General features: G+C 74.6%; 21 protein-coding genes. 10 read left to right on the forward strand and 11 right to left on the reverse strand.

Going from position 1 to position 23,801, the window contains the following annotated elements; translation table 11 throughout:
• Positions 1 to 28: 28 nt before the first annotated feature.
• The 4 genes from AQJ11_RS01335 (at position 29) to AQJ11_RS01350 (ending at position 7,200) form a co-directional block, all read left to right on the forward strand.
• Entirely contained in the window at positions 29 to 2,680 is a 2,652-nt protein-coding gene (locus AQJ11_RS01335; RefSeq protein WP_059261540.1) for a CocE/NonD family hydrolase, read from the forward strand.
• A complete protein-coding gene (locus AQJ11_RS01340; RefSeq protein WP_058080593.1) occupies positions 2,677 to 3,531 on the forward strand; it encodes an ABC transporter permease in 855 nt (284 codons plus the stop codon). Before AQJ11_RS01335 ends, AQJ11_RS01340 begins: the two co-directional genes overlap by 4 nt.
• A 158-nt stretch (positions 3,532 to 3,689) precedes the next feature.
• Positions 3,690 to 5,171 (forward strand): vWA domain-containing protein, encoded by a 1,482-nt coding sequence (locus AQJ11_RS01345; RefSeq protein ID WP_059261541.1) that lies wholly within the window; start codon positions 3,690 to 3,692, stop codon positions 5,169 to 5,171.
• Between the two features lie 106 nt (positions 5,172 to 5,277).
• Positions 5,278 to 7,200, forward strand: a complete 1,923-nt coding sequence (locus AQJ11_RS01350; RefSeq protein WP_059261542.1) for an AMP-dependent synthetase/ligase — start codon at positions 5,278 to 5,280, stop codon at positions 7,198 to 7,200.
• 73 nt (positions 7,201 to 7,273) lie between these two features.
• On the opposite strand, the gene AQJ11_RS01355 is transcribed toward AQJ11_RS01350, so the two are convergent.
• A complete protein-coding gene (locus AQJ11_RS01355; RefSeq protein WP_014672822.1) occupies positions 7,274 to 7,678 on the reverse strand; it encodes a rodlin in 405 nt (134 codons plus the stop codon).
• A 247-nt stretch (positions 7,679 to 7,925) separates the two neighbouring features.
• Here AQJ11_RS01355 and AQJ11_RS01360 point away from each other — a divergent pair, with 247 nt between their 5' ends.
• The 4 genes from AQJ11_RS01360 to AQJ11_RS01375 all read left to right on the forward strand — a co-directional run bounded on the left by AQJ11_RS01360 (position 7,926) and on the right by AQJ11_RS01375 (position 11,312).
• Positions 7,926 to 8,324 carry a rodlin gene (locus tag AQJ11_RS01360; protein ID WP_014672821.1) on the forward strand — a complete coding sequence of 133 codons (399 nt, stop codon included), beginning with the start codon at positions 7,926 to 7,928 and terminating at the stop codon, positions 8,322 to 8,324.
• 247 nt (positions 8,325 to 8,571) lie between these two features.
• Positions 8,572 to 8,814, forward strand: coding sequence for a chaplin (locus AQJ11_RS01365; RefSeq protein ID WP_059261543.1), 243 nt, complete (start codon positions 8,572 to 8,574; stop codon positions 8,812 to 8,814).
• A gap of 118 nt (positions 8,815 to 8,932) precedes the next feature.
• The gene (locus tag AQJ11_RS01370; RefSeq protein WP_059261544.1) at positions 8,933 to 9,817 is read left to right on the forward strand and encodes a chaplin; all 885 of its coding nucleotides are present in this window, start codon (positions 8,933 to 8,935) and stop codon (positions 9,815 to 9,817) included.
• Positions 9,818 to 10,007: 190 nt separating this feature from the next.
• The gene (locus AQJ11_RS01375; RefSeq protein ID WP_208616419.1) at positions 10,008 to 11,312 is read left to right on the forward strand and encodes a glycoside hydrolase family 26 protein; all 1,305 of its coding nucleotides are present in this window, start codon (positions 10,008 to 10,010) and stop codon (positions 11,310 to 11,312) included.
• On the opposite strand, the gene AQJ11_RS01380 is transcribed toward AQJ11_RS01375, so the two are convergent.
• The 9 genes from AQJ11_RS01380 to AQJ11_RS01420 all read right to left on the reverse strand — a co-directional run bounded on the left by AQJ11_RS01380 (position 11,309) and on the right by AQJ11_RS01420 (position 21,818).
• On the reverse strand, positions 11,309 to 12,442 hold the full coding sequence (locus AQJ11_RS01380; protein WP_059261545.1) for a GNAT family N-acetyltransferase: 1,134 nt from the start codon (positions 12,440 to 12,442) through the stop codon (positions 11,309 to 11,311). The two genes, AQJ11_RS01375 and AQJ11_RS01380, sit on opposite strands and share 4 nt — an antisense overlap.
• Positions 12,439 to 13,089: a YveK family protein gene (locus tag AQJ11_RS01385; RefSeq protein WP_059261546.1), complete on the reverse strand. Its 651-nt coding sequence runs from the start codon at positions 13,087 to 13,089 to the stop codon at positions 12,439 to 12,441. Before AQJ11_RS01385 ends, AQJ11_RS01380 begins: the two co-directional genes overlap by 4 nt.
• Positions 13,086 to 14,243 carry a glycosyltransferase gene (locus AQJ11_RS01390; protein ID WP_059261547.1) on the reverse strand — a complete coding sequence of 386 codons (1,158 nt, stop codon included), beginning with the start codon at positions 14,241 to 14,243 and terminating at the stop codon, positions 13,086 to 13,088. The genes AQJ11_RS01385 and AQJ11_RS01390 overlap by 4 nt, the downstream gene beginning before the upstream one ends.
• Positions 14,240 to 14,932, reverse strand: a complete 693-nt coding sequence (locus AQJ11_RS01395) for a polysaccharide deacetylase family protein (RefSeq protein WP_059261888.1) — start codon at positions 14,930 to 14,932, stop codon at positions 14,240 to 14,242. The genes AQJ11_RS01390 and AQJ11_RS01395 overlap by 4 nt, the downstream gene beginning before the upstream one ends.
• A 52-nt stretch (positions 14,933 to 14,984) precedes the next feature.
• Positions 14,985 to 16,673 carry a murein biosynthesis integral membrane protein MurJ gene (murJ, locus tag AQJ11_RS01400; protein WP_398780003.1) on the reverse strand — a complete coding sequence of 563 codons (1,689 nt, stop codon included), beginning with the start codon at positions 16,671 to 16,673 and terminating at the stop codon, positions 14,985 to 14,987.
• A gap of 520 nt (positions 16,674 to 17,193) precedes the next feature.
• Positions 17,194 to 18,555, reverse strand: coding sequence for an O-antigen ligase family protein (locus AQJ11_RS01405; RefSeq protein WP_059261548.1), 1,362 nt, complete (start codon positions 18,553 to 18,555; stop codon positions 17,194 to 17,196).
• A gap of 3 nt (positions 18,556 to 18,558) precedes the next feature.
• Positions 18,559 to 19,980, reverse strand: coding sequence for an exopolysaccharide biosynthesis polyprenyl glycosylphosphotransferase (locus tag AQJ11_RS01410; protein WP_208616421.1), 1,422 nt, complete (start codon positions 19,978 to 19,980; stop codon positions 18,559 to 18,561).
• Positions 19,977 to 21,413 (reverse strand): glycosyltransferase, encoded by a 1,437-nt coding sequence (locus AQJ11_RS01415; RefSeq protein ID WP_244218065.1) that lies wholly within the window; start codon positions 21,411 to 21,413, stop codon positions 19,977 to 19,979. The genes AQJ11_RS01410 and AQJ11_RS01415 overlap by 4 nt, the downstream gene beginning before the upstream one ends.
• A 57-nt stretch (positions 21,414 to 21,470) precedes the next feature.
• Positions 21,471 to 21,818 carry a hypothetical protein gene (locus AQJ11_RS01420; RefSeq protein WP_059261550.1) on the reverse strand — a complete coding sequence of 116 codons (348 nt, stop codon included), beginning with the start codon at positions 21,816 to 21,818 and terminating at the stop codon, positions 21,471 to 21,473.
• A gap of 214 nt (positions 21,819 to 22,032) precedes the next feature.
• Here AQJ11_RS01420 and AQJ11_RS01425 point away from each other — a divergent pair, with 214 nt between their 5' ends.
• The gene (locus AQJ11_RS01425; protein ID WP_014672807.1) at positions 22,033 to 22,272 is read left to right on the forward strand and encodes a chaplin; all 240 of its coding nucleotides are present in this window, start codon (positions 22,033 to 22,035) and stop codon (positions 22,270 to 22,272) included.
• A 710-nt stretch (positions 22,273 to 22,982) separates the two neighbouring features.
• Here the strand turns inward: AQJ11_RS01425 and AQJ11_RS49670 are convergent.
• Complete coding sequence (locus tag AQJ11_RS49670; protein WP_167360841.1) at positions 22,983 to 23,351, reverse strand: hypothetical protein; 369 nt, start codon at positions 23,349 to 23,351, stop codon at positions 22,983 to 22,985.
• Between the two features lie 67 nt (positions 23,352 to 23,418).
• Between AQJ11_RS49670 and AQJ11_RS01435 the strand changes: the two genes are divergently transcribed.
• The gene (locus tag AQJ11_RS01435; protein WP_237280840.1) at positions 23,419 to 23,721 is read left to right on the forward strand and encodes a hypothetical protein; all 303 of its coding nucleotides are present in this window, start codon (positions 23,419 to 23,421) and stop codon (positions 23,719 to 23,721) included.
• The last annotated feature ends 80 nt before the right edge of the window (positions 23,722 to 23,801 follow it).

Consider the following 23,801-nt stretch of genomic DNA (forward strand, 5'->3'; position numbering starts at 1 on the left):
TGTCAGCACCGCCCCGTACCGTTGACGCATGGATCTTCGACTGCCCGCCCTGCGCAGCCTGCTACGGCGGCCCCGCCGGCTCCTGGCCGCCGGGGCCGCCGTCGTGGTGCTCGCCGGCGCCGGGACGTGGACGGCGGCCGTCGCCTCCGACGACCCGCGGGCCGTGCACCGCAGCGACCAGGTCATGGCGGTCGACGGGGTGCGCCTGGACACCTCGTACTTCACCCCGGCCGGCGCCGGCCGGCACCCCGCCGTCCTGCTCGCGCACGGCTTCGGCGGCAGCAAGGACGACATGCGTCGGCAGGCCGAGGACCTCGCCCGGGACGGGTACGCGGTCCTGACCTGGTCCGCGCGCGGTTTCGGCGGCTCGACCGGGAAGATCGGCCTGAACGACCCGAAGGGCGAGGTCGCCGACGTCTCCCGGCTCATCGACTGGCTGGCCAGGCAGCCCCAGGTGCGGCTCGACAAGCCCGGCGACCCGCGCGTGGGCGTGGCCGGCGGCTCCTACGGCGGCGCGATCTCCCTCCTCGCCGCCGGGTACGACCACCGGGTCGACGCCATCGCCCCGGCCATCACCTACTGGAACCTCGCGGACGCCCTCTTCCCGAACGACGTGTTCAAGAAGCTGTGGGCCGGCGTCTTCGTCAACACCGGCGGGGGCTGCGCGAAGTTCGAGCCCGCGCTGTGCCGGATGTACGAGCGGGTCGCCGAGTCCGGGACCCCGGACCCGGCCGCCCGGAAGCTGCTGGAGGAACGCTCACCGTCGGCGGTCGGCGACCGCGTCAAGGTGCCCACGCTGCTGGTGCAGGGGCAGACGGACTCCCTGTTCCCGCTGGGCCAGGCCGACGCCGCCGAGAAGGCGATCCGCGCGAACGGCGCCCCCGTCGACGTCGACTGGATCGCGGGCGGGCACGACGGCGGCGACATGGAGACCAGCCGGGTCGAGACACGCGTGCGCGCGTGGTTCGACCGCTACCTGAAGGGCGACAAGGGCACCGACACCGGCCCGGCCTTCCGGATCACCCGCACCGGCGGCGTCGACTCCACCGACGGCACCGCCCGGCTGCGCGGCGCGAGCGCCGCCGCCTATCCCGGCCTGCGTGACCATCCGCGCACCATCGCGCTCACCGGCGGCACGCAGCGCGTCGCCAACCCGGCCGGGGCCAGCCCGCCCGGCGTCTCCGCGCTGCCCGGCCTCGGCGGCTCCGGCGGCCTCGCCCAGCTCTCCGCCCTCGGCATCGGCGTCTCCCTGGACTTCCCCGGCCAGTACGCCCGGTTCGACTCGGCGCCGCTCACCCGCGACCTGCGCATCACCGGCACCCCGACCGCCACCGTGCACATCACCTCCACCCGCGACGACGCCGTCCTGTTCGGCAAGGTCTACGACGTCGGCCCCGACGGCACCCGGCAGGTGCTGCCCGCCCGGCTCGTCGCCCCGTTCCGGGTGACCGGCGCCAAGACGGGCAAGGACGTCACCGTCACGCTCCCGGCGATCGACCACGAGGTGCAGAAGGGCCACCGGCTCCGCCTGGTCCTCGCCTCCACCGACCTCGGCTACGCCTCACCGGCCGCCCCGGCCACCTACACCGTCTCCCTGAAGGGAGGCCTGAGCGTGCCGACGGCCCCCTCCGTCACCACCGCCGCCGCGCCCCTGCCTGCCTGGGTCTGGTGGCTGCCCGCGGCCGGTGCGGTCGCCGCCCTCGCCCTGCTGCTCACCACCCGCCGCCGGACGGCCGCCCCCGCGCCCGACCCCGCGCTGGCCGAGGTCCCGCTGGTGATCACGGACCTGAGCAAGCGGTACGCCGGGTCCACCGACCGGTACGCCGTCCGGGACCTCTCCTTCCGGGTGGAGAAGGGCCAGGTCCTCGGCCTGCTCGGACCCAACGGCGCGGGCAAGACCACCACCCTGCGCATGCTGATGGGCCTCATCCGGCCGGACGCCGGCGAGATCCGCGTCTTCGGCCACACCATCCGGCCCGGCGCGTCGGTGCTCTCCCGGGTCGGCGCGTTCGTGGAGGGCGCCGGCTTTCTGCCCCACCTGTCCGGCCGGGAGAACCTGGAGCTGTACTGGCGGGCCACCGGCCGCCCGCCCGAGGACGCCCACCTGGACGAGGCCCTGGAGATCGCCGGGCTCGGCGACGCGCTCGCCCGCGCGGTCCGCACGTACTCGCAGGGCATGCGGCAGCGCCTCGCCATCGCCCAGGCCATGCTGGGCCTGCCCGACCTGCTCATCCTCGACGAGCCCACCAACGGCCTGGACCCGCCCCAGATCCGCGAGATGCGCGAGGTGATGATCCGCTACGCGGCCGGCGGCCGTACGGTGATCGTCTCCAGCCATCTCCTCGCCGAGGTGGAGCAGTCCTGCACCCACCTGGTGGTGATGGACCGCGGCCGGCTGGTGCAGGCGGGCCCGGTCCGGGAGATCGTCGGCTCCGGCGACACCCTGCTGGTCGGCACCGCCGTACCGGTGCAGGAGCCCGTGGTGGAGAAGGTGGGCGCGCTGGACGGCGTCGCCTCCGCCGTGCGCACCGACGACGGGCTGCTGATCCGGCTGGAACCCGGCGGCACCGCCGAGCGACTGGTCGTGGAGCTGGTGCGGCTGGAGGTGCCGGTCGCCTCCGTCGGCCCGCACCGCCGCCTGGAAGACGCCTTCCTCACCCTGATCGGAGGTTCCGCATGAGCACGCTCACCGAGGTCGCCTCCGGCTATCAGGCGGGGCGCACCCTGCCGCTGCGGGTCGAGCTGGTCCGCCAGCTCAAGCGGCGCCGCACGCTGGTCATGGGCGCCGTCCTGGCCGTACTGCCGTTCGTGCTGCTGATCGCCTTCGCGATCGGCGGCGACCCGGGCGGCCGGAACAACCAGGTCACCCTGATGGACACGGCCACCGCCTCCGGCGCCAACTTCGCCGCCGTGAACCTGTTCGTCTCGGCGGGCTTCCTGCTGGTGATCCCGGTCGCTCTGTTCTGCGGGGACACGGTCGCCTCGGAGGCGAGCTGGTCGTCGCTGCGCTATCTGCTGGCCGCGCCGGTGCCCCGGGCCCGGCTGCTGTGGTCCAAGCTCGTGGTGGCGCTCGGGATGAGCCTCGCCGCGATGGTGCTGCTGCCGCTCGTGGCGCTCGCCGCCGGCACGGCCGCCTACGGCTGGGGCCCGCTTCAGATACCGACCGGCGGCGCGCTCGACACGGGGACGGCGGCCCAGCGGCTCCTGGTGGCCGTGGCGTACATCTTCGTGTCCCAGCTGGTCACCGCCGGGCTGGCGTTCTGGCTGTCCACCAGGACGGACGCCCCGCTCGGCGCGGTCGGCGGCGCGGTCGGCCTGACCATCGCGGGCAACGTCCTGGACGCCGTCACCGCCCTCGGCCACTGGCGTGACTTCCTGCCCGCGCACTGGCAGTTCGCGTGGGCCGACGCCGTCCAGCCCCGCCCCGAGTGGTCCGGCATGATCCAGGGCACCGCGCTCTCCGTAACGTACGCCCTGGTGCTGTTCGCCCTGGCCTTCCGGGGTTTCGCCCGCAAGGACGTCGTCTCGTAGGTCACCGGCGCGTCACCCGCCGGTCACGACGGGCCCCCGCCGTGGCCGGTTCGAGATCCATCCGCAACTCCCCGGGACGCACGTTCCGGGCCCCCGCCCCGTCACAGTCGGCAGCGGACGCACACGTCCGGCGCCGACAGGCCGACGGGGAGGACCAGATGGAGCGGTACGGGGATCACCGGGCACGGCGGGCGCTGCTCGCGCTCACGGCCGCGGGCGGGCTGCTGCTGACGGCGTGCAGCGCGGGCGGCGCCGCGCAGACGGCCGACGAGAAGGCCCGCGACGGCGGGTCCGGCGTGGTCCGGCAGGACGCCGGCGGCCGGCTGTCCACCTTCGCGCTGGACGTCGACACCGCCTCCTACACCTACGCCCGCCGCACCCTCGCCGACGGCCGCAGGCCCGATCCCGGGACCGTCCGCCCGGAGGAGTTCGTCAACAGTTTCCGCCAGGACTACCGGCGGCCCGACGGCAACGGCTTCACGGTCACCGTCGACGGCGCCCGCACCGGCGAGCCGGACTGGTCGCTGGTCCGGGTCGGCCTCGCCACCCGGCCCGCCGCACCGGACGCGCACCGCCCGCCCGCCGCGCTCACCTTCGTCATCGACACATCCGGCTCCATGGGCGAACCCGGCCGCCTGGACCTCGCCCAGCACGCCCTGACCACCCTGACGGACCGGCTGCGCGACGACGACTCCGTCGCCCTCGTCACCTTCAGCGGGGACGCCGAGACCGTGCTGCCGATGACCCGGCTCGGCGGCCACCGCGGCGCGGTACGCGACGCCGTCGACAGCCTGGAGCCGCAGAACTCCACCAACCTCGGCGCGGGGGTCGAGGAGGGCTACGCCACCGCCGTGGAGGGCGCCCGCAAGGGGGCCACCAACCGGGTCGTCCTCGTCTCCGACGCCCTCGCCAACACGGGGGAGACCAGCGCGGACGCGATCCTCCGCCGGATCGACGACGCCCGCCGCGCACACGGCATCACCCTCTTCGGCGTCGGTGTCGGCAGCACCTACGGCGACTCCCTCATGGAGCGCCTCGCCGACCGGGGCGACGGCCACACCGTCTACGTCTCCGATCCCGGCGAGGCCGACGAGGTCTTCGCCGGTCAGCTCCCGAGGAACATCGAGCTGACCGCCCGGGACGCCAAGGCCCAGGTCGCCTTCGACCCGCACACCGTCACCGACTTCCGCCTCATCGGCTACGACGACCGCAAGATCGCCGACCGGGACTTCCGCAACGACCGGGCCGACGGCGGCGAGGTCGGTCCCGGGCACACCGTCACCGCCCTGTACGCCGTCCACACCCGGCACGGCGCCCGTGGTCACCTTGCCACCGCCACCGTCCGCTGGCTCGACCCGCAGACCCGCGACCCGCACGAGGCGTCGGGCGCCCTGGAGACCGGGACCCTGGCCGGCTCGGTCTGGCGGGCGAGCCCCCGCTTCCAGGTCACCGCGGTCGCCGCGTACTTCGCCGACGCCCTGCGCACCGGCTCCGCGGACCGCCCGGCCCTCCCCGGCGCCCCCAGCCTGACCGGCCTCGCCCGCAGGGCCGCCGGGCTGGCCCGCACCACCGAGGACGCCGACGTACGCGGTCTCGCCGACGCCATCCGCCAGGCGAGCGGCACCGACCCCGTGGAGTGAACGCCCAGCGACCCTCGCGGGCCCCATTGACCTTTCCTTACCTGCGAGTAAGTTGACCCATCGGTAGGAACCTTGGGCAGGCCACGCACCGCCACCGGGAGCCGTCATGGGCGTACACAGGGATCTGAAACGGGCACGGCAGCGCACCGATCTCGTGGACCGCGCCGCGGTGGAGATCGTCCGCGACCCCCTGGGCGCGGTCCGCGAGGTGCGCGCCGCGCCCCTGGCACCCCCGCTCACCGGCGGTTCCCTGGCCGACCTGCCGTTCACGCACGCGGCCGAGACCCCCGACGCGGTGCTGCTGCGCCGCCGCGACCGCGACGGTGCCTGGCACCCGGTGACGGCGTCCGCCTTCGCCGCCGAGGTCGCCGCCGTCGCCAAGGGGTTCGTCGCCGTCGGGCTCGAACCCGGCGGCCGGGTCGCGGTGATGTCCCGCACCCGCTACGAGTGGACCGTCCTGGACTTCGCGATCTGGGCGGCCGGCGGCCAGTCCGTGCCCGTCTACCCGACCTCCTCCGCCGAGCAGGTCGAGTGGATCGTCCGTGACTCCGGCGCCCGGTTCGTCGTCACGGAGAACACAGCGAACGCCGCCACCGTCACCACCGGCACGGCCGGCCACCCGCACCCCCCGCGCCTGTGGCAGCTCGACGCCGGCGCCCTCGGCGACCTCGCCGTCCTCGGCCGGGACCTCCCCGACGACGAACTCGCCAAGCGGCGCGGGGCGCTCGGCCCCGACACCATCGCCACCCTGTGCTACACCTCCGGCACCACCGGACGCCCCAAGGGCTGCGTCCTCACCCACGCCAACCTGCACGCCGAGGCAGCCAACACTGTCGAGCTGCTGCACCCCGTCTTCCAGGCGGTCACCGGCCAGGCCGCGTCCACCCTGCTCTTCCTGCCGCTCGCCCACATCCTCGGCCGCACCCTCCAGCTCGCCTGTCTGCTGGCCCGCATCGAGACCGGCCACTTCCCGAGCGTGAAGCCCGGCGAACTGCGGCCCGCGCTCAAGGAGTTCCGGCCCACCTTCCTGGTCGGGGTGCCGTACCTCTTCGAGAAGATCCACGACACCGGGCGGGCCACCGCGGAGAAACTCGGCCGGGCCGCCTCCTTCGACCGCGCCGAACGCGTCGCCGTCCGCTTCGGCGAGGCCCACCTGCACAAGTTCCTCGGCACCGGCAAGGGCCCGGGGCCCGTCCTGTACGCCGCCTGGGCGCTGTACGACCTGCTGGTCTACCGCCGCATCCGCAAGGAACTGGGCGGCCGGACGCGGTACGCCATCAGCGGCGGCTCCCCGCTGGACCGCGACCTCAACCTGTTCTTCCTCGCGGCCGGCATCGTCGTCTACGAGGGCTACGGCCTGACCGAGACCAGCGCCGCCGCCACGATCGTGCCCCCGCTCAGCCCCCGCCCCGGCACGGTCGGCCGGCCGGTGCCGGGCGTCAGCGTCCGCCTCGCCGACGACGGGGAGGTGCTGATCAAGGGCGGGGTGGTCTTCGCGTCGTACTGGAACGACCCGGCCGCCACGGACGCCGTGCTGCACGACGGCTGGTTCGCGACCGGTGACCTCGGCGCGCTGGACGACGACGGCTACCTCAGCATCACCGGCCGCAAGAAGGACATCCTCGTCACCTCCGGCGGCAAGAACGTCTCCCCGGCCGTCCTGGAGGACCGGCTGCGCAGCCGCTCACCCGTCGGCCAGTGCCTGGTCGTCGGCGACAACCGGCCCTTCGTCGCCGCGCTGATCACCCTCGACCCGGAGGCGGTCGCCCACTGGCTGTCCGTACGGAAGCTGCCACCGGACACCCCGCTGTCCACGCTGGTGCGCGACGAGCGGCTGCGCGCCGAGGTGCAGAAGGCGGTCGACCACGCCAACGAGGCGGTCTCCCGCGCCGAGTCGATCCGGGCGTTCGCACTGGTCGAGGGCGAGTTCACCGAGGAGAACGGGCTGCTGACCCCGTCGCTGAAGGTGAAGCGGCACGCGGTGACGGCCGCGTACGCGCAGCAGATCGAGGCGCTGTACCGGCGCTGACACGCCACCGGGTGCCCCGGACACGCCGAAGCGGGCCGCCGAGGACTCGGCGACCCGCTCCAGGGACCGGTGATCAGTGACCTGAGTCGGAGTTCTCGGACAGGATCGACACGTCCTCCAGCAGGTGCGCCAGCGCGCCGTCGCGCTTGACGTTCGAGGAGTTCTCGGTGCACTGCTGCTGCATGTGGTCCGAGAGGATCGGGATGTCCTGAACGTTGACACCGATGAGGGCGCCGACGCCGACCGGAATGTCGTTCAGGGCGATACACGGCTTGTTGAAAGAGCCCTGGATCAGGGCGATCTGCGGGCTCATGTTCCCGTACGTGGCCGAGTTGCCGTAGCTCTGCCAGGCACCGTTGCCATTGGCGGCGGTCGGGCCGCTGTCGTTCCCGAGCGCCAGCGCCTGCGGTGCCGCGGCGGCGGAGGCGCCCATGGCGGAAGCGGCGACGGCCGCAGTGGCAACAATCTTCTTGATCACTGGCCAGTCCTTTCTGAGGAAACCCCGTCCACCGGAGCGCACTGGTCAACTCCGCTGACCCATCCAGGTTTCTCCCGTTCACCCCGTCGGCCGATGCGGTGGACTGGTGGTGTGCTTTTCGGATTGATGACTTCTCGTCACCCCCCGCGCAATTACGCTCCAACCGAGTGAATCAGCGGAACCATTCCTCACACACCGGGTTGATGAGGCCGTAGGGCATGCGTCGCTACGAGGAAAGGAACGCGAAGTGCTCAAGAAGGCAATGGTCGCCGCCGCGACCGCCGCTTCTGTCGTGGGAATGGCGGTGGCGGCCGCGCCGCAGGCGCTTGCCATCGGCAACGACGACGGACCGACCGTCGCGAATGGCAACGGCGCCGCGTCGTCGTGGGGCAACTCGGCGACCAAGGGCGACATGAGCCCGCAGCTCTCGCTGGTGCAGGGTTCGCTCAACAAGCCGTGTGTCGGTGTCCAGGACGTCGACGTCGCGGTCGACGCGCTCATCGGCGTCACCGCCCAGGACATCCCGATCCTGTCGGACCACCTGCAGCAGCAGTGCAACGACAACTCCACCAACGCCAAGCGCGACGGTGCGGTCTCGCACGTCCTGGAGGACCTGTCGGTCCTCTCGGCCAACGGCGAAGGCTGAGCCGAACTGGCAGGGCCCGGGTCGTCCGCTGCGTTGTCCGCGGACTTCCCGGGCCTTTTCCACGTATTTCGGCGAGGAAGGGCGAGGGAAAACGCGTGAGAGAGCGGTGCGATCGAGTGATTGTCGTGCGGTCCGCGTTCCGCGGTGTCCTGTTGTGTCAATCTCTCGTTCCGTGCCGCGACCGTTCGCGTCGTGCTCACACGGTTCTGGCCGTCAATGGGGCATGGCCCCAGAGAAGGGAACATTCATGAAGAAGACCGTTGCTGCCGTTGCGGGCGTCCTCCTGGCCCTGGGTATGGCCGGACCCGCCTTCGCCGACTCCGGGGCCCAGGGCGCAGCCGCGAACTCCCCGGGCTTCCTGTCCGGAAACGTCGTCCAGGTCCCGATCCACATTCCGATCAACGTCTGCGGCAACACGATCAGCGTCATCGGTCTGCTGAACCCGGCGGCCGGCAACACCTGCATCAACGGTGACGTCAAAAAGGACTGACGACGCGGCACAACGCACCAGCCCCTGGCTGCGCACTGGCCGGCCCCGGACGCCGATCCGTCGATTCCGCGCTCCGGGGCCGGCCTTCCCACTTCTTCGAGCAGGAAAGACCACGAGATTGCGACAGACACTCAGCAAGGGCATGGCCGTGGCCGCCGCCGCGACCGGCGTGCTGTCCTTGTACGGCGGCTCCGCACTCGCCGACTCCGACGCGCACGGTGCCGCGCAGGGTTCCCCCGGGGTGCTGTCCGGGAACAACATCCAGGTCCCCGTGAACATCCCGGTCAACATCTGCGGCAACTCCGTCGACGCCGCCGCCGCGCTGAACCCGGCGTTCGCCAACTCCTGCGCCACGCACGGCGGGAGGAGCGAAAGCGTCGACGAGGAGCACGCCGACTCGGGGAGCGGCGGTCCGCAGGACTCGGGTCACGGTGGTTCGGGGAACACGGGGTACGGCGACTCGGGCGACTCCGGGTACGGCAACTCGGGCGGCCACCACTCCACGCCTCCCTCCGGGGGCGGCAGCCACTCCGCGCCCCCGTACGGCGGTGGCAAGACGACCCCGCCTGCGTATGGCGGCGAGGAGACGACTCCGCCTCCGTACGGTGGCGGCCACTCCGCCCCTCCGTATGGTGGCGGCAAGACGACCCCGCCCCCGTACGGCGGCGAGGAGACGACCCAGCCTCCACATGGCGGTGGCAAGACGACTCCGCCTCCCTACGGTGGCGAGGAGACCACCCGGCCTCCCTACGGCGGTGAGGAGACCACCCGGCCTCCCTACGGCGGTGAGGAGAGCACGCCTCCTTACGGTGGCGAGGAGAGCACGCCTCCCGGTGGCGGCCACGCCACGCCGCCTGGTGGGGAGTACCCCCAGGAGCCGCCCGTGCTCGCGCACACCGGTGGTGACGGCCCGGCCATGATCGCGACCTCGGCCGCGAGCGCCGCCCTGATCGCGGCCGGCGCCGTCCTGTACCGGCGAGGCCGGTCCGCCTCCCGTCGCTAGCGCACCGGGTGCCGGACCGAGGGCCCGGCACCCGACCGCGCCCGGCCGCCACGCCACTCGCCGTACCGGCGCGATCCAGGCCCGCCCCCCCACGCGCGCCCAGCCGGCCGGGCCGTATTGATACGACCGCGCGACAGGTGCCGCATGACGCGGGGCGGGACTTCGAAGGGCAGTGGGGAAAGGAGCGGGCATGGCTCCGCGACAGCGCAGGGCCCGGTCCAGGCGGCCGGCCGCCGTCCTCGCGGCGGCGATCGTCGCGTCGGTCACTCTGGCGGCCGGCCCCGGGCTCAACGCGGGCCCCGGAACGGCGCGTGCCGCCGTCCCGCCCACCCCGCTCCCGACGACTCCGACGGCCCCGGCGGTCACCTCCACCCCGCCCGTTCCACCGGCCCCCGCACCGGTGACACCGCCCGTCCCGCTCCCCGCCACCCCGTCGCAGAGCCCGGTGCCTCCCGCGTCCGGCCGGGCCGTCGCGGACTTCGGGGTGTTCCTCGACTCCGGGCCGAGCGGGGTCGCGCGCATGGCCGAGGTGAGTCAGTGGCTCGGCGGGACCGAGTTGAAGGTCGCCCACACCTATCTGCCCGGCGACCGCTGGCAGGACATCGAGGGAGCGCCCGGCTTCCTGGACGTATGGGCGCGGTGGCGGCGCGAGAAGGCGGACCGGACACTCGTCCTCAACGTGCCGATGCAGGAGCGCAACGAGGAGGACCTCTCGGACGTCCAGGTGCGGTGGCTGCTGCGGCAGGCCGCGGACGGCGCGTTCGACCACCACTTCAGGGCCCTCGCCCAGCGGCTGGTGGAGCTGGAGGTGCCGGACACGGTGATCGTGCTCGGCTGGGAGATGAACGGCACCACCTACACCCACCGCTGCGGACCGGACCCCGAGGCCTGGAAGACGTACTGGAACAGGATCGTCGCCACCATGCGCTCGGTGCCGGGACAGAAGTTCCGGTTCGACTTCGCGCCGAGCCGCGGCCGGGACGCCGTACCGTGGACGGACTGCTACCCCGGGGACGCCACGGTCGACGTCATCGGCATGGACTCCTACGACCAGCCGAGCGGGCTGTCCTTCGACGACCAGGTCACCGAGCCGTACGGCCTCCAGCAGCACGTGGATTTCGCGAAGGCCCACGGCAAGGCCATCTCCTACCCGGAGTGGGGGCTCTTCCGCAACGGTGACGACGCCGAGTACATGCGGCGCATGCTCGACTGGATCGACGCGCACAAGCCGCTGTACAACACGCTGACCGACTACTGCCCGCACGGCGTGTGGCAATGCTCGGCCAATCCCCGCTCGTCCCGGATCTACCGGGCCGCCCTGTACGGCCGCACCGAGCAGCCCGCCCCGCTGCCCACGCCGCCCCCGGCCCCCACGCCGGCGCCCACCACCGAGCCCCCGGCCGACTGCTCGCCGCTGGGCCTGGGCGACTGGGCCGGGTACTGGCTCGGCACGAACCTCTGCCTCCCCGTCGACTGGTGGTCGCGGACCCGCTAACCCCGCTCCCGCCACCGCTGCAACGCCTCCCGGCCCCGCTGCCGGACTCCCGCGTCGCACAGCACGGCCGTCAGCAGCGGGGCGGTGCGCCGCCGGGCCATGAGCAGCCGCCGGTTGACGACCCGCTCGGGCCGCCAGTGGTGCTTGTACGGCTCGTCGCCGCGCAGCAGGCTCAGCGTGCGGCGCCGGCCGCCACCCGTGTGCTCGGTGCAGGCGTCCAGCAGCATCACCGCCACGTCCGCCTTCCGCTGCCGCAGGCCCGGATGCGCGCCGTAGAGGTAGCCGCCCGCCAGGCTGCCCGAGAGCAGGGTCAGGTCGACGGCCACCACCTCGTCGTCCAGCCGGAACTCGGTGACCACCGCGTCCCCCGAGCGCACCATCGGACCCACCGCGCGCACCAGGTGCTCGCGGAACCGGGGCCGCAGATGCTCGCTCGTCACCTTCCGCCCCTGCCACTGCATCCGGTGCAGTTCCAGCAGCCGGTCGAGCGCCGCGTCGACCTCTTCCGGGCCCACCGTCCGCCGCTGCACGCCCAGCGCGGTCAGCCGGCGCAGCTTGGCCCGCACCCGCTGCGCCGACTTCTTCGACGGCAGCCGGGCGATCAGCTCCTCCATGGACACGGCGGGTAGTTCCAGGCACGGCGAGTCGCGGAGCGTGCGGCGCGGTCCGCGCCAGCGGGCGTAGACCCCTTCCACCGCACCGCCCGGCCGTACTTCGCGGAAGTCGACCAGGGCCGTGCGCGCCGCGTCCGTGAGCGCCTCGGTGAGCGCGCCGGCCGCCCGCCCGTCGTCGCCGTCGTCCAGCAGCACGTCCGTGTAGTCGGAGATCGTCCCGCCGAGCGGCACCAGCGCGGGCAGCGGCCGGCGGACCAGCATCAGCGGCGCGACGGCCACCAGCTCCCGGCCCGCGCGCACCACGAGCAGCCGGAGCCGCCCGCGCCGCCCGTACGACCGCCACCACGAGTGCAGCCAGGCATGGCTCTGGAACGGGGTCGCGGCGGCGCACCGCGCGTGCAGCCGTCCCCAGGCGGGGCCCAGCGCCGCGAAGGCGTCCTCGTCGGTGACGAGTTCGGTGACGAGTTCCGTGGGGCTGGTGGGACGCGCGAGGCCCGCCGGGTAGGTGGCGGTCACAGCTGGCCGTGCGCGTCGGCGGCCAGGGCCGGGCCGGGCACCGAGGCGGGGCGGAGCGTCTCCTCCTGCCGCCGCCTCGGGCGGACCAGCAGTGCGAGGGCGCCGAGCAGCCCGCCCGCGCTCGCCCCGACGAGTCCGCTCACCCCGGCGGACGCCGAGGCGGGCGCGCTGGGCGTCACCGCGCGGGAGAACTGCACGAGTTCGACGTGCGTGTCGGCCTCGGCGGCGTCGGCGTGCCGGGTGAGCGCGCGGGCCACCGCGTTGGCCATGTCGGCGGCCCGCGCCGGGCGGTCGGAGGTGGCGGACACCGCGACCATGGGCGCGTCCGGTGAGGTCGCGGCGCGCACGCTGTCGCGCAGGGTGGCCGCAGGCACCCCGGCCCACACCTGGGCGTCGCCGAGCACCGCCACCTGGGTGGCGACCCGGCCGTAGGCCTGCGCGAAGCCGAGCGCGGTGGCGGTGTCGGACCGCTCCGTGGGGACGGCGACGACATAGCTGGTCGCCGTGTACTCCGGGGCCCTGAGCACGCCGTACCCGCCGCCCAGCAGCCCGCCCGCGAGGGCACCGGCCGCCACCAGCGACCAGGGCGGCAGCGCACGGAGACGGGAGGGACGCCAGGGGCGGCGGTGGACGCGGTTGTCGGTCATGACGGGATGACTCCCTCGGGGGATCGGGGCGGGGGGACGGTGCGGGCGAGCACCGCCGTGTAGACGTCCATCAGCCGGGCGGCGCTGCGGGTGATGCAGTAGTGGCGGGCCGCCTCGGGGGCGGTGCGCGGGCCGGGCCCGGCGGCGCGGACCTCGGCGAGCGCGCGGGCGTAGGCGCCGGCGTCGCACGGGACCCGCACCGCGTCCGGGGCGGCCCCGGGCGGCAGGTCCTCCAGGGCGGGGCAGGAGGTGTAGCGCACCGGCAGGCCGGCCGCCAGCGCCTCCACGACCGCGAGGCCGAACGCCTCCTCGGGGGAGGGCGCGGCGAGCACGTCCATCGCCGACGCCAGCGCGGGCAGACCGGGCCCGGACGAGCCGTCGGGCAGGTACGGCCGCTCCCCGGCGAACAGCACCCGCCCGGAGACCCCCGCCTCCCGTGCGGTCCGCCGCAGCGCGGGCTCCTCCGGGCCGCCGCCGACCAGCAGCAGCCGGCAGCCGGCGGGCAGCCGGGCGAGGGCGCCGATCAGCACGTCGAAGCGTTTGCCGGGGATGAGCCGGCCGACGCCGCCGATGACGAACGCGTCGGCGGGCAGCCCGAGCCGGTCGCGGGTGCGCCGGCGGGCGTCCGGGTCGAAGGCGAACCGCGCCAGGTCGATGCCGTTGGGCACGACCGCGATGCGCGGCTCGGGCACCCCCCAGCGGGCGAGCCGGGCGGCGACCGTGGGGGAGACGGCGACGGTGGACCGGCCGAGCCGCTCGCCCAGCAGGTACAGCGCGCGGACCCCCGCGGTGAGCGGACGGCCCTCCATCCGCGTGTCGCCGAGGGAGTGTTCGGTGGCGACGACCGCGCGGACCCCGGCCAGCCGGGCGGCGATCCGGCCGTACAGGCAGGCCCGGTAGAGATGGGTGTGCACGAGGTCGTACCGGCCGCGCCGGATGTGCAGGGCCAGCCGGGGCAGCGCGGCCAGGTCGCGGTTCCCGGCCATGCCCAGGTGGGTCACCCGGACCCCGTCGGCCGCCAGCCCGTCGGCCACCGGCCCGGGGTTGGTGAGGGTCACCACCTCGCACGCGACCGGCAGGTGCCGCAGCAGCAGCCGCAGTTGCTGCTCGGCGCCGCCCACGCCGAGCCCCGTGATGATGTGCAGGGCTCTCACCGCAGCCCCTCGACGGGCCGCCGGCGCAGCCGGTGCAGCCGGTACTTCAGGAACAGGCGTACGGCGGTGTCGTTCTGCCCGATGTACACGCGCGGCAGGACGTGCGGGCCGGTGAGCTCGCCGGGGTCGATGGCGCAGGCGTAGGCGTAACCGGCCTCCCGTACGGCCTCCACGGCACGCCCGTCGACCGTGCCGTACGGGTAGCAGAAGCCGGTGACCGGGGCGTTGGTCAGCTCCTCCAGCACCGCCCGGCTCTCGGCGGTCTCGGCCTTCAGCAGGCCGTCGTCGGCCTGGGTGAGGTCGACGTGGGTGAGGCCGTGCGAGCCGATCTCCATCCCCGCGGCGGCGGCCCGCCGGATGCCGTCGGCGGTCAGCAGCGGCTTGCGCGGCCCGAGGGGATCCCAGGCGTTGTCGCCGCCGAGCCGGCCGGGCAGCACGAACAGGGTCGCCGTGCACCCCCAACGGGTCAGCAGCGGCAGGGCGTTGCCGAGGAAGTCGGCGTACCCGTCGTCGAAGGTGAGCGCCACCAGGTCCCGCCCCTCGCCCCGGGCCCGGGCGGCGAGCAGTTCGGTGACCGACACCCCGCGCAGCCCCCGCCGGCGCAGCCAGCGCAGCTGCCGCTCCAGCCGGTCCGGGCTGACCGTGAGGCGGTACGGGTCGTCGGAGCAGTCGCCGACCGAGTGGTACATGGCGATCCACGGGACCGGGCCGGGGGTGAGGTGCCGGGTGGGGGCCGGGGACTCAACGAAGGACGGCATGGGCGAGCTTTCGGGTGAGGGTGCGTACGGAACGGAGTGCGGGGGCGAAGCCCTGGGCGCCGAGCGCCCAGCCGAGCAGGACGAACACGACGGTCACCGTGGCGCCGCCGGCGGCCAGCCCGGCGAGCGGGCCCGCCGGTATGCTCCCCACGAATCCGCCGGCCACGGTGGCCACCGCCGCCGCCCGCAGCGGCCGGCTCAGCTCGCGCAGCACCGGCCCGGTCCGGATGGGCACGCTGCGGCGCCGCATCCCGGCGAGGAGCAGGACGGCGGTGAGGGTGATGCCCGTGGCGTTCGCGGCGGCGATCCCGGTGACCCCCCAGGGCCCCAGCGTCCAGGCACCGGTCCAGGAGGTGGCGACGATGCCCGCGGCCATGGCGGCCACCGGGTACCAGGCGGCGCGGCCCGCCGAGAAGTAGGAGCGGACCAGGACGCCGGTCAGCGTCTGGCCGAGCAGGCCGAGCGCGTAGACCCGCATCACACCGGCGGTCGCCGCGGTGTCCTGGGCCGTGAACGCGCCGCGCTGGAACAGCAGTCCGATCAGTTGCGGGGCACAGGCCACGACGGCGGCCGTGCCGAGCAGCACCAGAGAGCCGGCCAGCGCCAGATCCCGCTCCACCCGGTCCCGGGCCCGCTCCGTGTCGCCGTCGGCCAGCGCCCGCGCCACCACCGGGAAGGTGACCGTGCACAGCATCATCGACAGCGTCATCGGGATCTGCGCGACCTTCTGCGCGTAGTTCAGGTGCGAGATGGCCCCGGCGGGCAGCTCGGAGGCGAGGAACCGTTCGATCAGCACCTGCGACTGCCGGCACAGCGCGAACAGCAGCACGGTGGCCAGCAGCGGCACCGCCAGCGGCCGCGCGACGGCGGCGGCCCCGGCGGCCGTCCCGCCGGTCCGGCGACGACCCAACTGCCGCACCAGCGCCGGGAGCTGGACCAGCACCATCAGACAGCCGCCCGCCGCCACCCCGAACGCCGCCGACCGCACGCCCCACCGGCCACCGAGCGCGTACATCGCCGTGATGATGCCGACGTTGTACGCGAGGTAGATCGCGGCCGGCGCCAGGAAGCGGCGGTGGGCCCTGAGGGCGGCGCTGGAGTACCCGGCGAGGCCGAAGCTCAGCACGCAGGTCGCGGTGAGCCGGGTGCAGTCCACGGCGAGGGCGGGGTCGGGCAGACCCGGCGCGAGCACGGCGACGAACTGCGGCGCGGCCACCGCGAGCAGCGCCCCGACCGCCGTGAATCCCAGGGCCAGCCGGGGCAGGGTGCCGGCCACCAGCGACCGCACCGGATCCCCCGGGGCGCCCTGCGCACGGCGGGCCAGCGCCCTGCTGAACGCCGGGATCAGCGCGAAGGCCAGCCCGTCCTCGATCAGCAGCGTGGCCGCGAACTCCGGCACCGTCCAGGCGACCAGGAAGGCGTCCGTGTCCCGCCCGGCCCCGAACAGCCGGGCCAGCGACTGGTCCCGCACCAGCCCGAGCAGCGCCGCCGCCATGGAGAGCGAGGCGGTGACGAGAGTGGCCTGAGCGAGGAAACGCCGCGTCGGCGGCGCGTGTTCGGCAGGACCGGCAGGAAGGGACACCGGCGGGCGGAACGGCCCCGCCACCGTGGCCGCCTCGGCCGGCCGGGCGGTGGGCAGGCCCAGTCCCCGGCCACCGACTCCCGGTCCCACGCCGAACGCCGACCGGGACGGCCCGGGTTCCGGGTTGGTGCCGGGGGTTGGCCGGGGTGGGCCGGGTTCCGGGTTGGTGCCGGGTGCTGGCTGGGGTGGGCCGGGCCGCGGGTTGGTGCCGGGTGTTGGCCGGGCTGCACCGGGTTCTGGTTCCGTGTCGATCGTCGGCCAGACCGGGCCGGGTTCCGGTGGTGCGTCGGGTGCCGGCCGGCCGGGTGCGTGCGCCTGCGGTCCGAGGCCGAGCACCGGTCGCCGGGGCGCGCTGGGTTCAGGGCCCGCCTGGGGCGCCGGTCGCCGGGGCGCGTGGGCCTCCGGTTCCGGGTCGAGCGCCGGCCGGGGCGCGGTGGCCTCCGGTTCCGTGTCGAGCGCCGCGCGGAAGGGCGCGCCGGGTTCCGGGGCCGGCGTTCCGTCGGTTCTGGGCGGTGTCATCTCGGCGGCCTCCGGAAGCGCGGCCGAGCGCGGAACGCGGCGGACGCGGGGGGCGTACAGGGCGCGGGGGGCGTACAGGGCGCGGGCGCCGTCATCGCAGTACCGCCTCCCCGGGCCGGCTGCCCCGTCCGGCCGGTACGGCGGTGCGCTCCGCGGAGCCCACCTGGTCACCGCCGACCAGCGCCCACCAGGCGATCAGGCCGAAGCACACCGCCGTCAGCACGGTCGACGGGCCGCCGATGTCGGCGTACGCGAAGTCCACGAGCTGCCACACCAGCAGCCCGCAGGCGACCAGCGCGCAGTCCAGGCCCCGGCCGCCGGCCGCGCGGGTCCGCCACAGGCCGCGCAGCGCGCACACCAGCAGGGCCAGCCAGCCGCCCGCGAGGCACAGCAGCCCGATCAGGCCCTGTTCGCTGAGGACCAGCAGGTACATGTTGTGCGGCGACAGCAGCGGCTGCCGGCGGAACGCGGCTCCCGCGCCCTCCGTGTCGCTGCCCGAGGACAGCGCGAGCGAGGCGTGCCCGTCGCGGTACTCGGGGAAGCCCTTCAGGCCGACGCCGGCCAGCGGGCGGTCGCGCCACATGTCGGTGGCCGCGGCCCACATCGTGTACCGGTCGGTGACCGACTGGTCGGGCGCGTCGGTGACCCGCGTGATGCTGTCGATCCGCTCCTGGAGCATCGCCGTACCCACCCCCAGCCCGCCCACCAGCACCACGCACGCGGCCACCGCCGCCGCGCCCGCCTTCAGCGCCCGGCGCGGCCCGGACAGCACCAGTTGCACGGTCAGCGTGACCGCGGTCGCGATCCAGGCGCCCCGGCTGAAGGACAGGGCCAGCGGCACCGACAGGGCCAGCGCGCAGCACACGGCGAGCGTCCGCTCCCGCGCCGAGGTCCGGCCGAGCGCCAGACCCACCGCGCACACCAGCCCGAACGACACCACCGTGGCCATGCCCATCACGTCCGACACCCCGAAGGTGCCGACCGCGCGGATGTCCTGGCCCTGGTAGGAGGCGCCGGTGCCGGTGACGTACTGGTGCGTGCCGACCGCCCCCTGCCAGCCCCCGAGCGCCACGAACGACCAGGCCATCAGCCGGAGGTCGGCCCGGTCACGGACGAGGAGCACGACGGCGGCCGGGACCAGGACGAAGACCTGGAGGTAACGGCCGAGGCCGGTGAGCCCGGCGCCCGGCGAGACCGCGTGCAGCGCGGCCAGCGCCAGACCGGGCACCGGCAGACCGAGGAGCACCGCCGCGGTCCGGGTGAGCGGGCGGCGGCGCGCGCGCAGCAGCCGTACCCCGCAGAAGACGACGACCAGCGCGGACACCGCGTCGGCGGGACCCGCGCCGCCCTCCTCACCGGGGGCGGCCGGCAGCGCGAGCAGCGCGACGACGGCCACCACCGGCAGCGCCGGGGACAGCCGCGCGGGGCGCCGGAGCGGCAGGAGCAGGGCCATCGGTCAGCTCCCCGTGGACCGCACCAGCGCGGCGGCGGTGCGCAGCAGGATGCAGACGTCCAGCCACAGCGACCAGTTGTCGATGTAGGCGTTGTCGAACCGGGCCCGGTCCTCGATCGAGGTGTCACCGCGCAGTCCGTTGATCTGGGCCAGCCCGGTGATGCCGGTCCGCATGCGGTGGCGGGCCGCGTACCCCGGGTAGGTCTGGCTGAACCGGGCGACGAAGTACGGCCGTTCGGGCCGCGGGCCGACCAGGCTCATGTCGCCGAGGAAGACGTTCCACAGCTGGAGCAGCTCGTCCAGCGACGCCTGCCGCAGGAACCGGCAGAACGGGTTCATCCTCCGCTCGCCGGCCACGCTCCACCGGGTGGCCGCCTCGTGCTCGTCGACCGGGCGGTGGGTGCGGAACTTCAGCAGCGTGAAGGGACGCCCGTTCTCGCCGATGCGTTCCTGCCGGAACACCACCCCGGGCCCGTCGGTGAGCCGCAGCACCACCGCGCACACCAGCAGCAGCGGGCTGACCAGCACCAGCAGCGCCCCGGACACCGCGATGTCCAGCAGCCGCTTGGCCACGCTCGTCCGCCGCCGCGCGCCCAGGTCCAGGCGGCGCACGGCGAATCCGGCGAGCTGGTCGCGCATCTCGTACGCCGGACTGTCCGCGTCCACCTCCCACAGCGTGCAGCCGGACTCGGTGAGCGCCCGCAGCAGCGGCCCCTTCTCCGTGCGCACGGCCGGGTGGACGGTGAGGACGACCCGGACCCCGTTCTGGATGAGCGCCCGCTCCACCTCCTCACCGGTGGTGAGCACCGGCAGCCCGCCGACGCCGTCCGGGTGCTGTGCGACCACACCCACCGGCCGCACCCCGCAGCCCGGTCGGCGCAGCAGTGCGGCGGCCACCCGCTGCGCGGTCGCCGCGGGCCCGATCACCAGGGCGGGACGCGGGTGGCGGCGCAGTACGACCCGGCGCCGCCAGTACACCGCGCCCCGGCCCGCACCGGCCGCCGCCGTGTGCAGCGCGCAGCCCAGCAGCAGGGTCCGGACGGTGAGGGCGCGCTCGGGGTCGTACGCGGCGAGCAGCGCGGCGAGGCCCAGCCAGGCCACCGCGATGCGCCCGCACACCAAGGGGAGTTCGTCGAGCACACCGGGCACCGGCCGTGCGGAGTGCGGGCGCAGCAGCAGCGCGCCGGACACCAGCGCGGCGACGAGCACCGGCCGGCGGGCGGCCTCGTCCAGCGCGACCGCGCCCACCAGCGCGGCGAGCAGGTCGGCGGCGAGCAGCGGCAGCGAGGAGGCGGGCCGCGCGGGTGGGCGCCGCACCGGGAACCGGAAGCCGCCGGCGGTGCGGGCCGGCAACACCGAGACGGGCGAGAATCCGTGGTCCCATGGCTGCGAGCCGGGGGAGGGGACGGTGCTTTCCGCAGTCACGAGTGGATGGACTCCCTGCACTCGGAGGACACGGGCTGGGCTGCGTCACCGGCCCCGGACGGGTCGGCGGGGCCGGGGGCGGCGTGACCGGGGGCGGTGTCGGCGGTGCCGGGTGTCGGGGTGGCGGTGCCGGGAGGTGGGGCGGCGGGGTCGCGGCCTGCGTCGGCGGTGTGGGGGCCGGTGTCGGGAGTGCCGGGGTCCGTGTGGGTGGTGTCGGAGTCCGCGTCGGTGGTGCCGGGGTCCGTGTGGGTGGGTTCGGGGTCCGCGTCGGTGGTGCCGGGGTCCGTGTCGGTGATGCCGAGGAGTTCGCCGTAGAGGGAGGCGATCCGTTCGGCGGTGTGCCGTACGTCGTGCGCGGAGAGGATGTGCCGGCGGCCCTGGTCGCCGAGCCCCGCGCGCAGCGGTGGGTCGGACAGCAGCGCGGTGATCGCGCCGGCCAGCGCCACGGGGTCCTCCGGCGGTACCAGGCAGTGCGCGGCGAGTGCCGGCGGCAGGCTCTCGCGGGCGCCGTCGACATCGGTGACGACGACGGGGGTGCCGCAGCCCAGCGCCTCCAGCGGGGCGAGCGCCATGCCTTCCCAGCGCGAGGGGAGCACCACCAGGTCGGCGGCCCGGTACCAGGGCACGGGGTCGGCCACGGCGCCGGTGAACTGCACCGAGGGGGGCGCCTGTCGGCGTAAGCCCTCCCGGTCCGGGCCATCGCCGAGCAGCACCAGCCTCGCCCGGGGCAGCACGCCGAGGACGTCCTGCCAGGCGCGCAGCAGGACGTCCTGACCCTTCTGCCGGCAGAGGCGGCCCACGCAGACGACGAGGGGGCGGTCTTCGGCGTCGACGGGGCGGCCTTGGCCGTCCGAAACGGGAGTGGGGGGAGCGCCGCAGGCCGGAGCCGGTGCGAAGCGGGTCGTGTCGATGCCGTTCGGGATGACCGCGTACGCCGCGCGTACCCCGGCGCGCAGACCTGTCGCACGCTCCGCCTCGCTGACGCACACCACCCGGTCCGCCCAGCGCGCCCCCCACCGCTCCCAGTGCAGGGCGAGCGCCGCGGTGAGGCCGCCGACCGCCTCGAAGGACCAGGCGTGCGGCTGGAACACGGTCGGGACACGCCCGCGGACGGCGAGCCGCGCGGCCAGGCCGGCCTTCGCGCTGTGCGCGTGCACCAGTTCGGGCCGTACCTCGTCGATCAGGCGTACAAGCCGCCGTACCTCGCCCCGCAGAGCGGGACCCGGGGACCGGCTCGCCGGCCAGTCCCGGACGTCGGCGCCCAGTTCCCGCAGGTCGGCGGCGAGTGCGCCGCCCGGGCAGGCCACCGTGACCCGCAGACCCGCCGCGAGCTGGGCGCGGGCCAGGTCGAGCACGACCCGGGCGACACCGCCGTCGACGGGTTGCGTGAGGTGCAGGACCCGGGCTCGCGGGCCGGGTGCTGGATGGTGCATTCGCGGGTTACCTCGCTCACGGGGGCGCTCTGGGGACTGCGGTCGTGAACGCGCCTGTTACCTCAGGGCGTTCGCAGCGGCGAAGAGCACGCCGGCCCGTGCCGCGTCCGCGTGGGAAACGAGCCGGAAGCCCGGCTGGTCACCACCCCGTCGCGGAGCCCGGCCGAGATCGCACACGTCGCCGTCGTAGCCGAGCGTGTCGGCGTAGCCCGGAATCCGCCGGGCGGGTACGTCACCCGGTGCGATGATCATGGAGTCAGGTACGTCGTCCGCAGGAGCGGCGGGGTCGTGCCGTGCGACGGGCGTACGCCGGAGGCCGGGGGAGAGCGTGAGCCTCTCGCGGGAGGGGAGGGCGGCGGAGTCGCCCGCCGTCGTACGCAGCAGCGGACCCGGGAACTTGCGCATGACGGCGGAGCCCTTTCACACGTGCTGGAGAGGGCCGCAACTCTAGCGGCTAACCGGACTAATCCTCAGAAACCGCTCAAGTGTGTCGGAGTTGTGAAGGTGTGTCGTCCGCACGTCACCCCATTGGCGGCACAACTCCGGGGAGCGCCACGCGTTGACACAACGCCGGGCATCCCGCCCGGATGTTTGTGTCGATCCCAAGGAGCACCTCTCCATGTCGCGTATCGCGAAGGGCCTGGTCCTGACCTCCGCCGCCGTCGCGGCCGTCGCCGGCGGTGCCGGCGTGGCCTCCGCCGATGCCGGTGCGGGCGCACTCGCCGCCGGCTCGCCCGGCGTGCTGTCGGGCAACGCCATTCAGGTCCCGATCCACGTGCCGGTCAACGTGTGCGGTAACACGGTGGACGTCATCGCCCTGCTGAACCCGGCGTTCGGCAACACCTGCGTCAGCGACTGACGTCGGGGCGCAACCCTTCGGCCGGCCGCCCGTCCCGCTCTTCCGTCGCGGGGTGGACGGCCGGTTTTGTGCTCCCTCAGACGGGTCACAGCACGTAGGTGAGCGGTTGCGGTGAGCGATCGGTGAATCGACGGTGGGGTCAGGTCCCCCTGTTCACCGAAAGGAACACCCATGCGTGATCTGCCTGCCCGGCGCCTCGCGTCCACCGTCCTCTGCGCGTCCGTCCTGGTCGGGATCACCGGCCCGATGGCGGTCGCCGCCGACGCGGCCCGGGAACACGACCGTGCCGCCTCCCGGGCACCCGTCTCGGCAGCGGCGAAGGACACACTGCTCGCCCAGGTCAGAGCCCTGGGCAACGCGGACCCCGCACTCGGTCCGGTCGTCGATCTGCTCAACCGGTCGCTGGAGCGGGGCAAGCTCCCCGCCGACGAGGCCAGGCGACTGGGCGAGGCGGCGAAGGCGGCCGTCGCCAAGGCCGCCACCGACCCGAAACCGGCCACCCCGATGACAGCGGCGGCCCACCCGGCACCCGTCCAGCCGGCGGCGGCGGCCCACCCGGCACCCCTCCAGCCTGCGGCGGCGACGCCTACGACGCCCGCGAAGCCTGCGGCGGCGACATCTACAACGCCCGCGAAGCCCGCGGCGGCGACATCTGCGACGCCCGCGAAGCCTGCGGCGGCGACGCCAACGACACCCGCGAAGCCTGCGGCTCAGACGACGCCCGCGACAGCGGCGAAGCCGGCCACCGAACCGACGGCCACGCCTACGACGGCTGCGAAGCCGACGGCGGCCACGCCCACGAACGCGGCGAAGCCGGCGGCACCTACGGCTCCCCCGGCGTCCACGGCACCGGCGAAGCCTGCGGCGGCTACGCCCACGGGGTCTGCGTCTCCGGCGAGTTCCGCGAAGCCCACGGCGTCTGCGGCTCCGGCGAGTTCCGCGAAGCCCACGGGGTCGGCGTCTCCGGCGACCTCCGCCAAGCCCACCGCGCCCACCGCTTCCGCCGCCCCTGCCTCTGCGACGACCTCGGCCAAGCCCGCCGCCCCCACCGCCGCCGCCGTACCGAGCACCCCGGCCAAGCCCGCGGCCTCCACCGCTCCCGCCACCCCCGCGTCGCCGGTCGCTCACGCGGCCTCCGCCGTGCCGGTGGCCCTGGTCGCGCGGGCGGCCACGCGGCACGGCGGCATCGCCAAGCTGCCCTCGTCCCGCGACCTCACCAGTGACGCGCTCTCCTCCCTCCAGACCGCGATCGACAACCTGGTGAAGGCGGTCACCGAGCAGCTCGACCAGATCCTGTCGTCCGCCGGCGACGTGGTGTCCGGCCTGGTCGACCTGCTGGGGACGACCCTCCTCGGCAAGGACGCGCCCGCCCCCAGCGTGGAATCCCTGCCCTCCCTGCCCGCGCTGCCCAGCCTCCCCGCGGAGTCGAGCCAGCCGACGACCAGCTGACGACAGCTGACGTGGGGAATTACCTGGACCGTTGGACCGTACGGCAATTTCATATGTCTTCTCGGCGCGGGGTTTCCGCC

Source organism: Streptomyces corchorusii (assembly GCF_001514055.1).
Classification (GTDB): Bacteria; Actinomycetota; Actinomycetes; order Streptomycetales; family Streptomycetaceae; genus Streptomyces; species Streptomyces olivaceoviridis.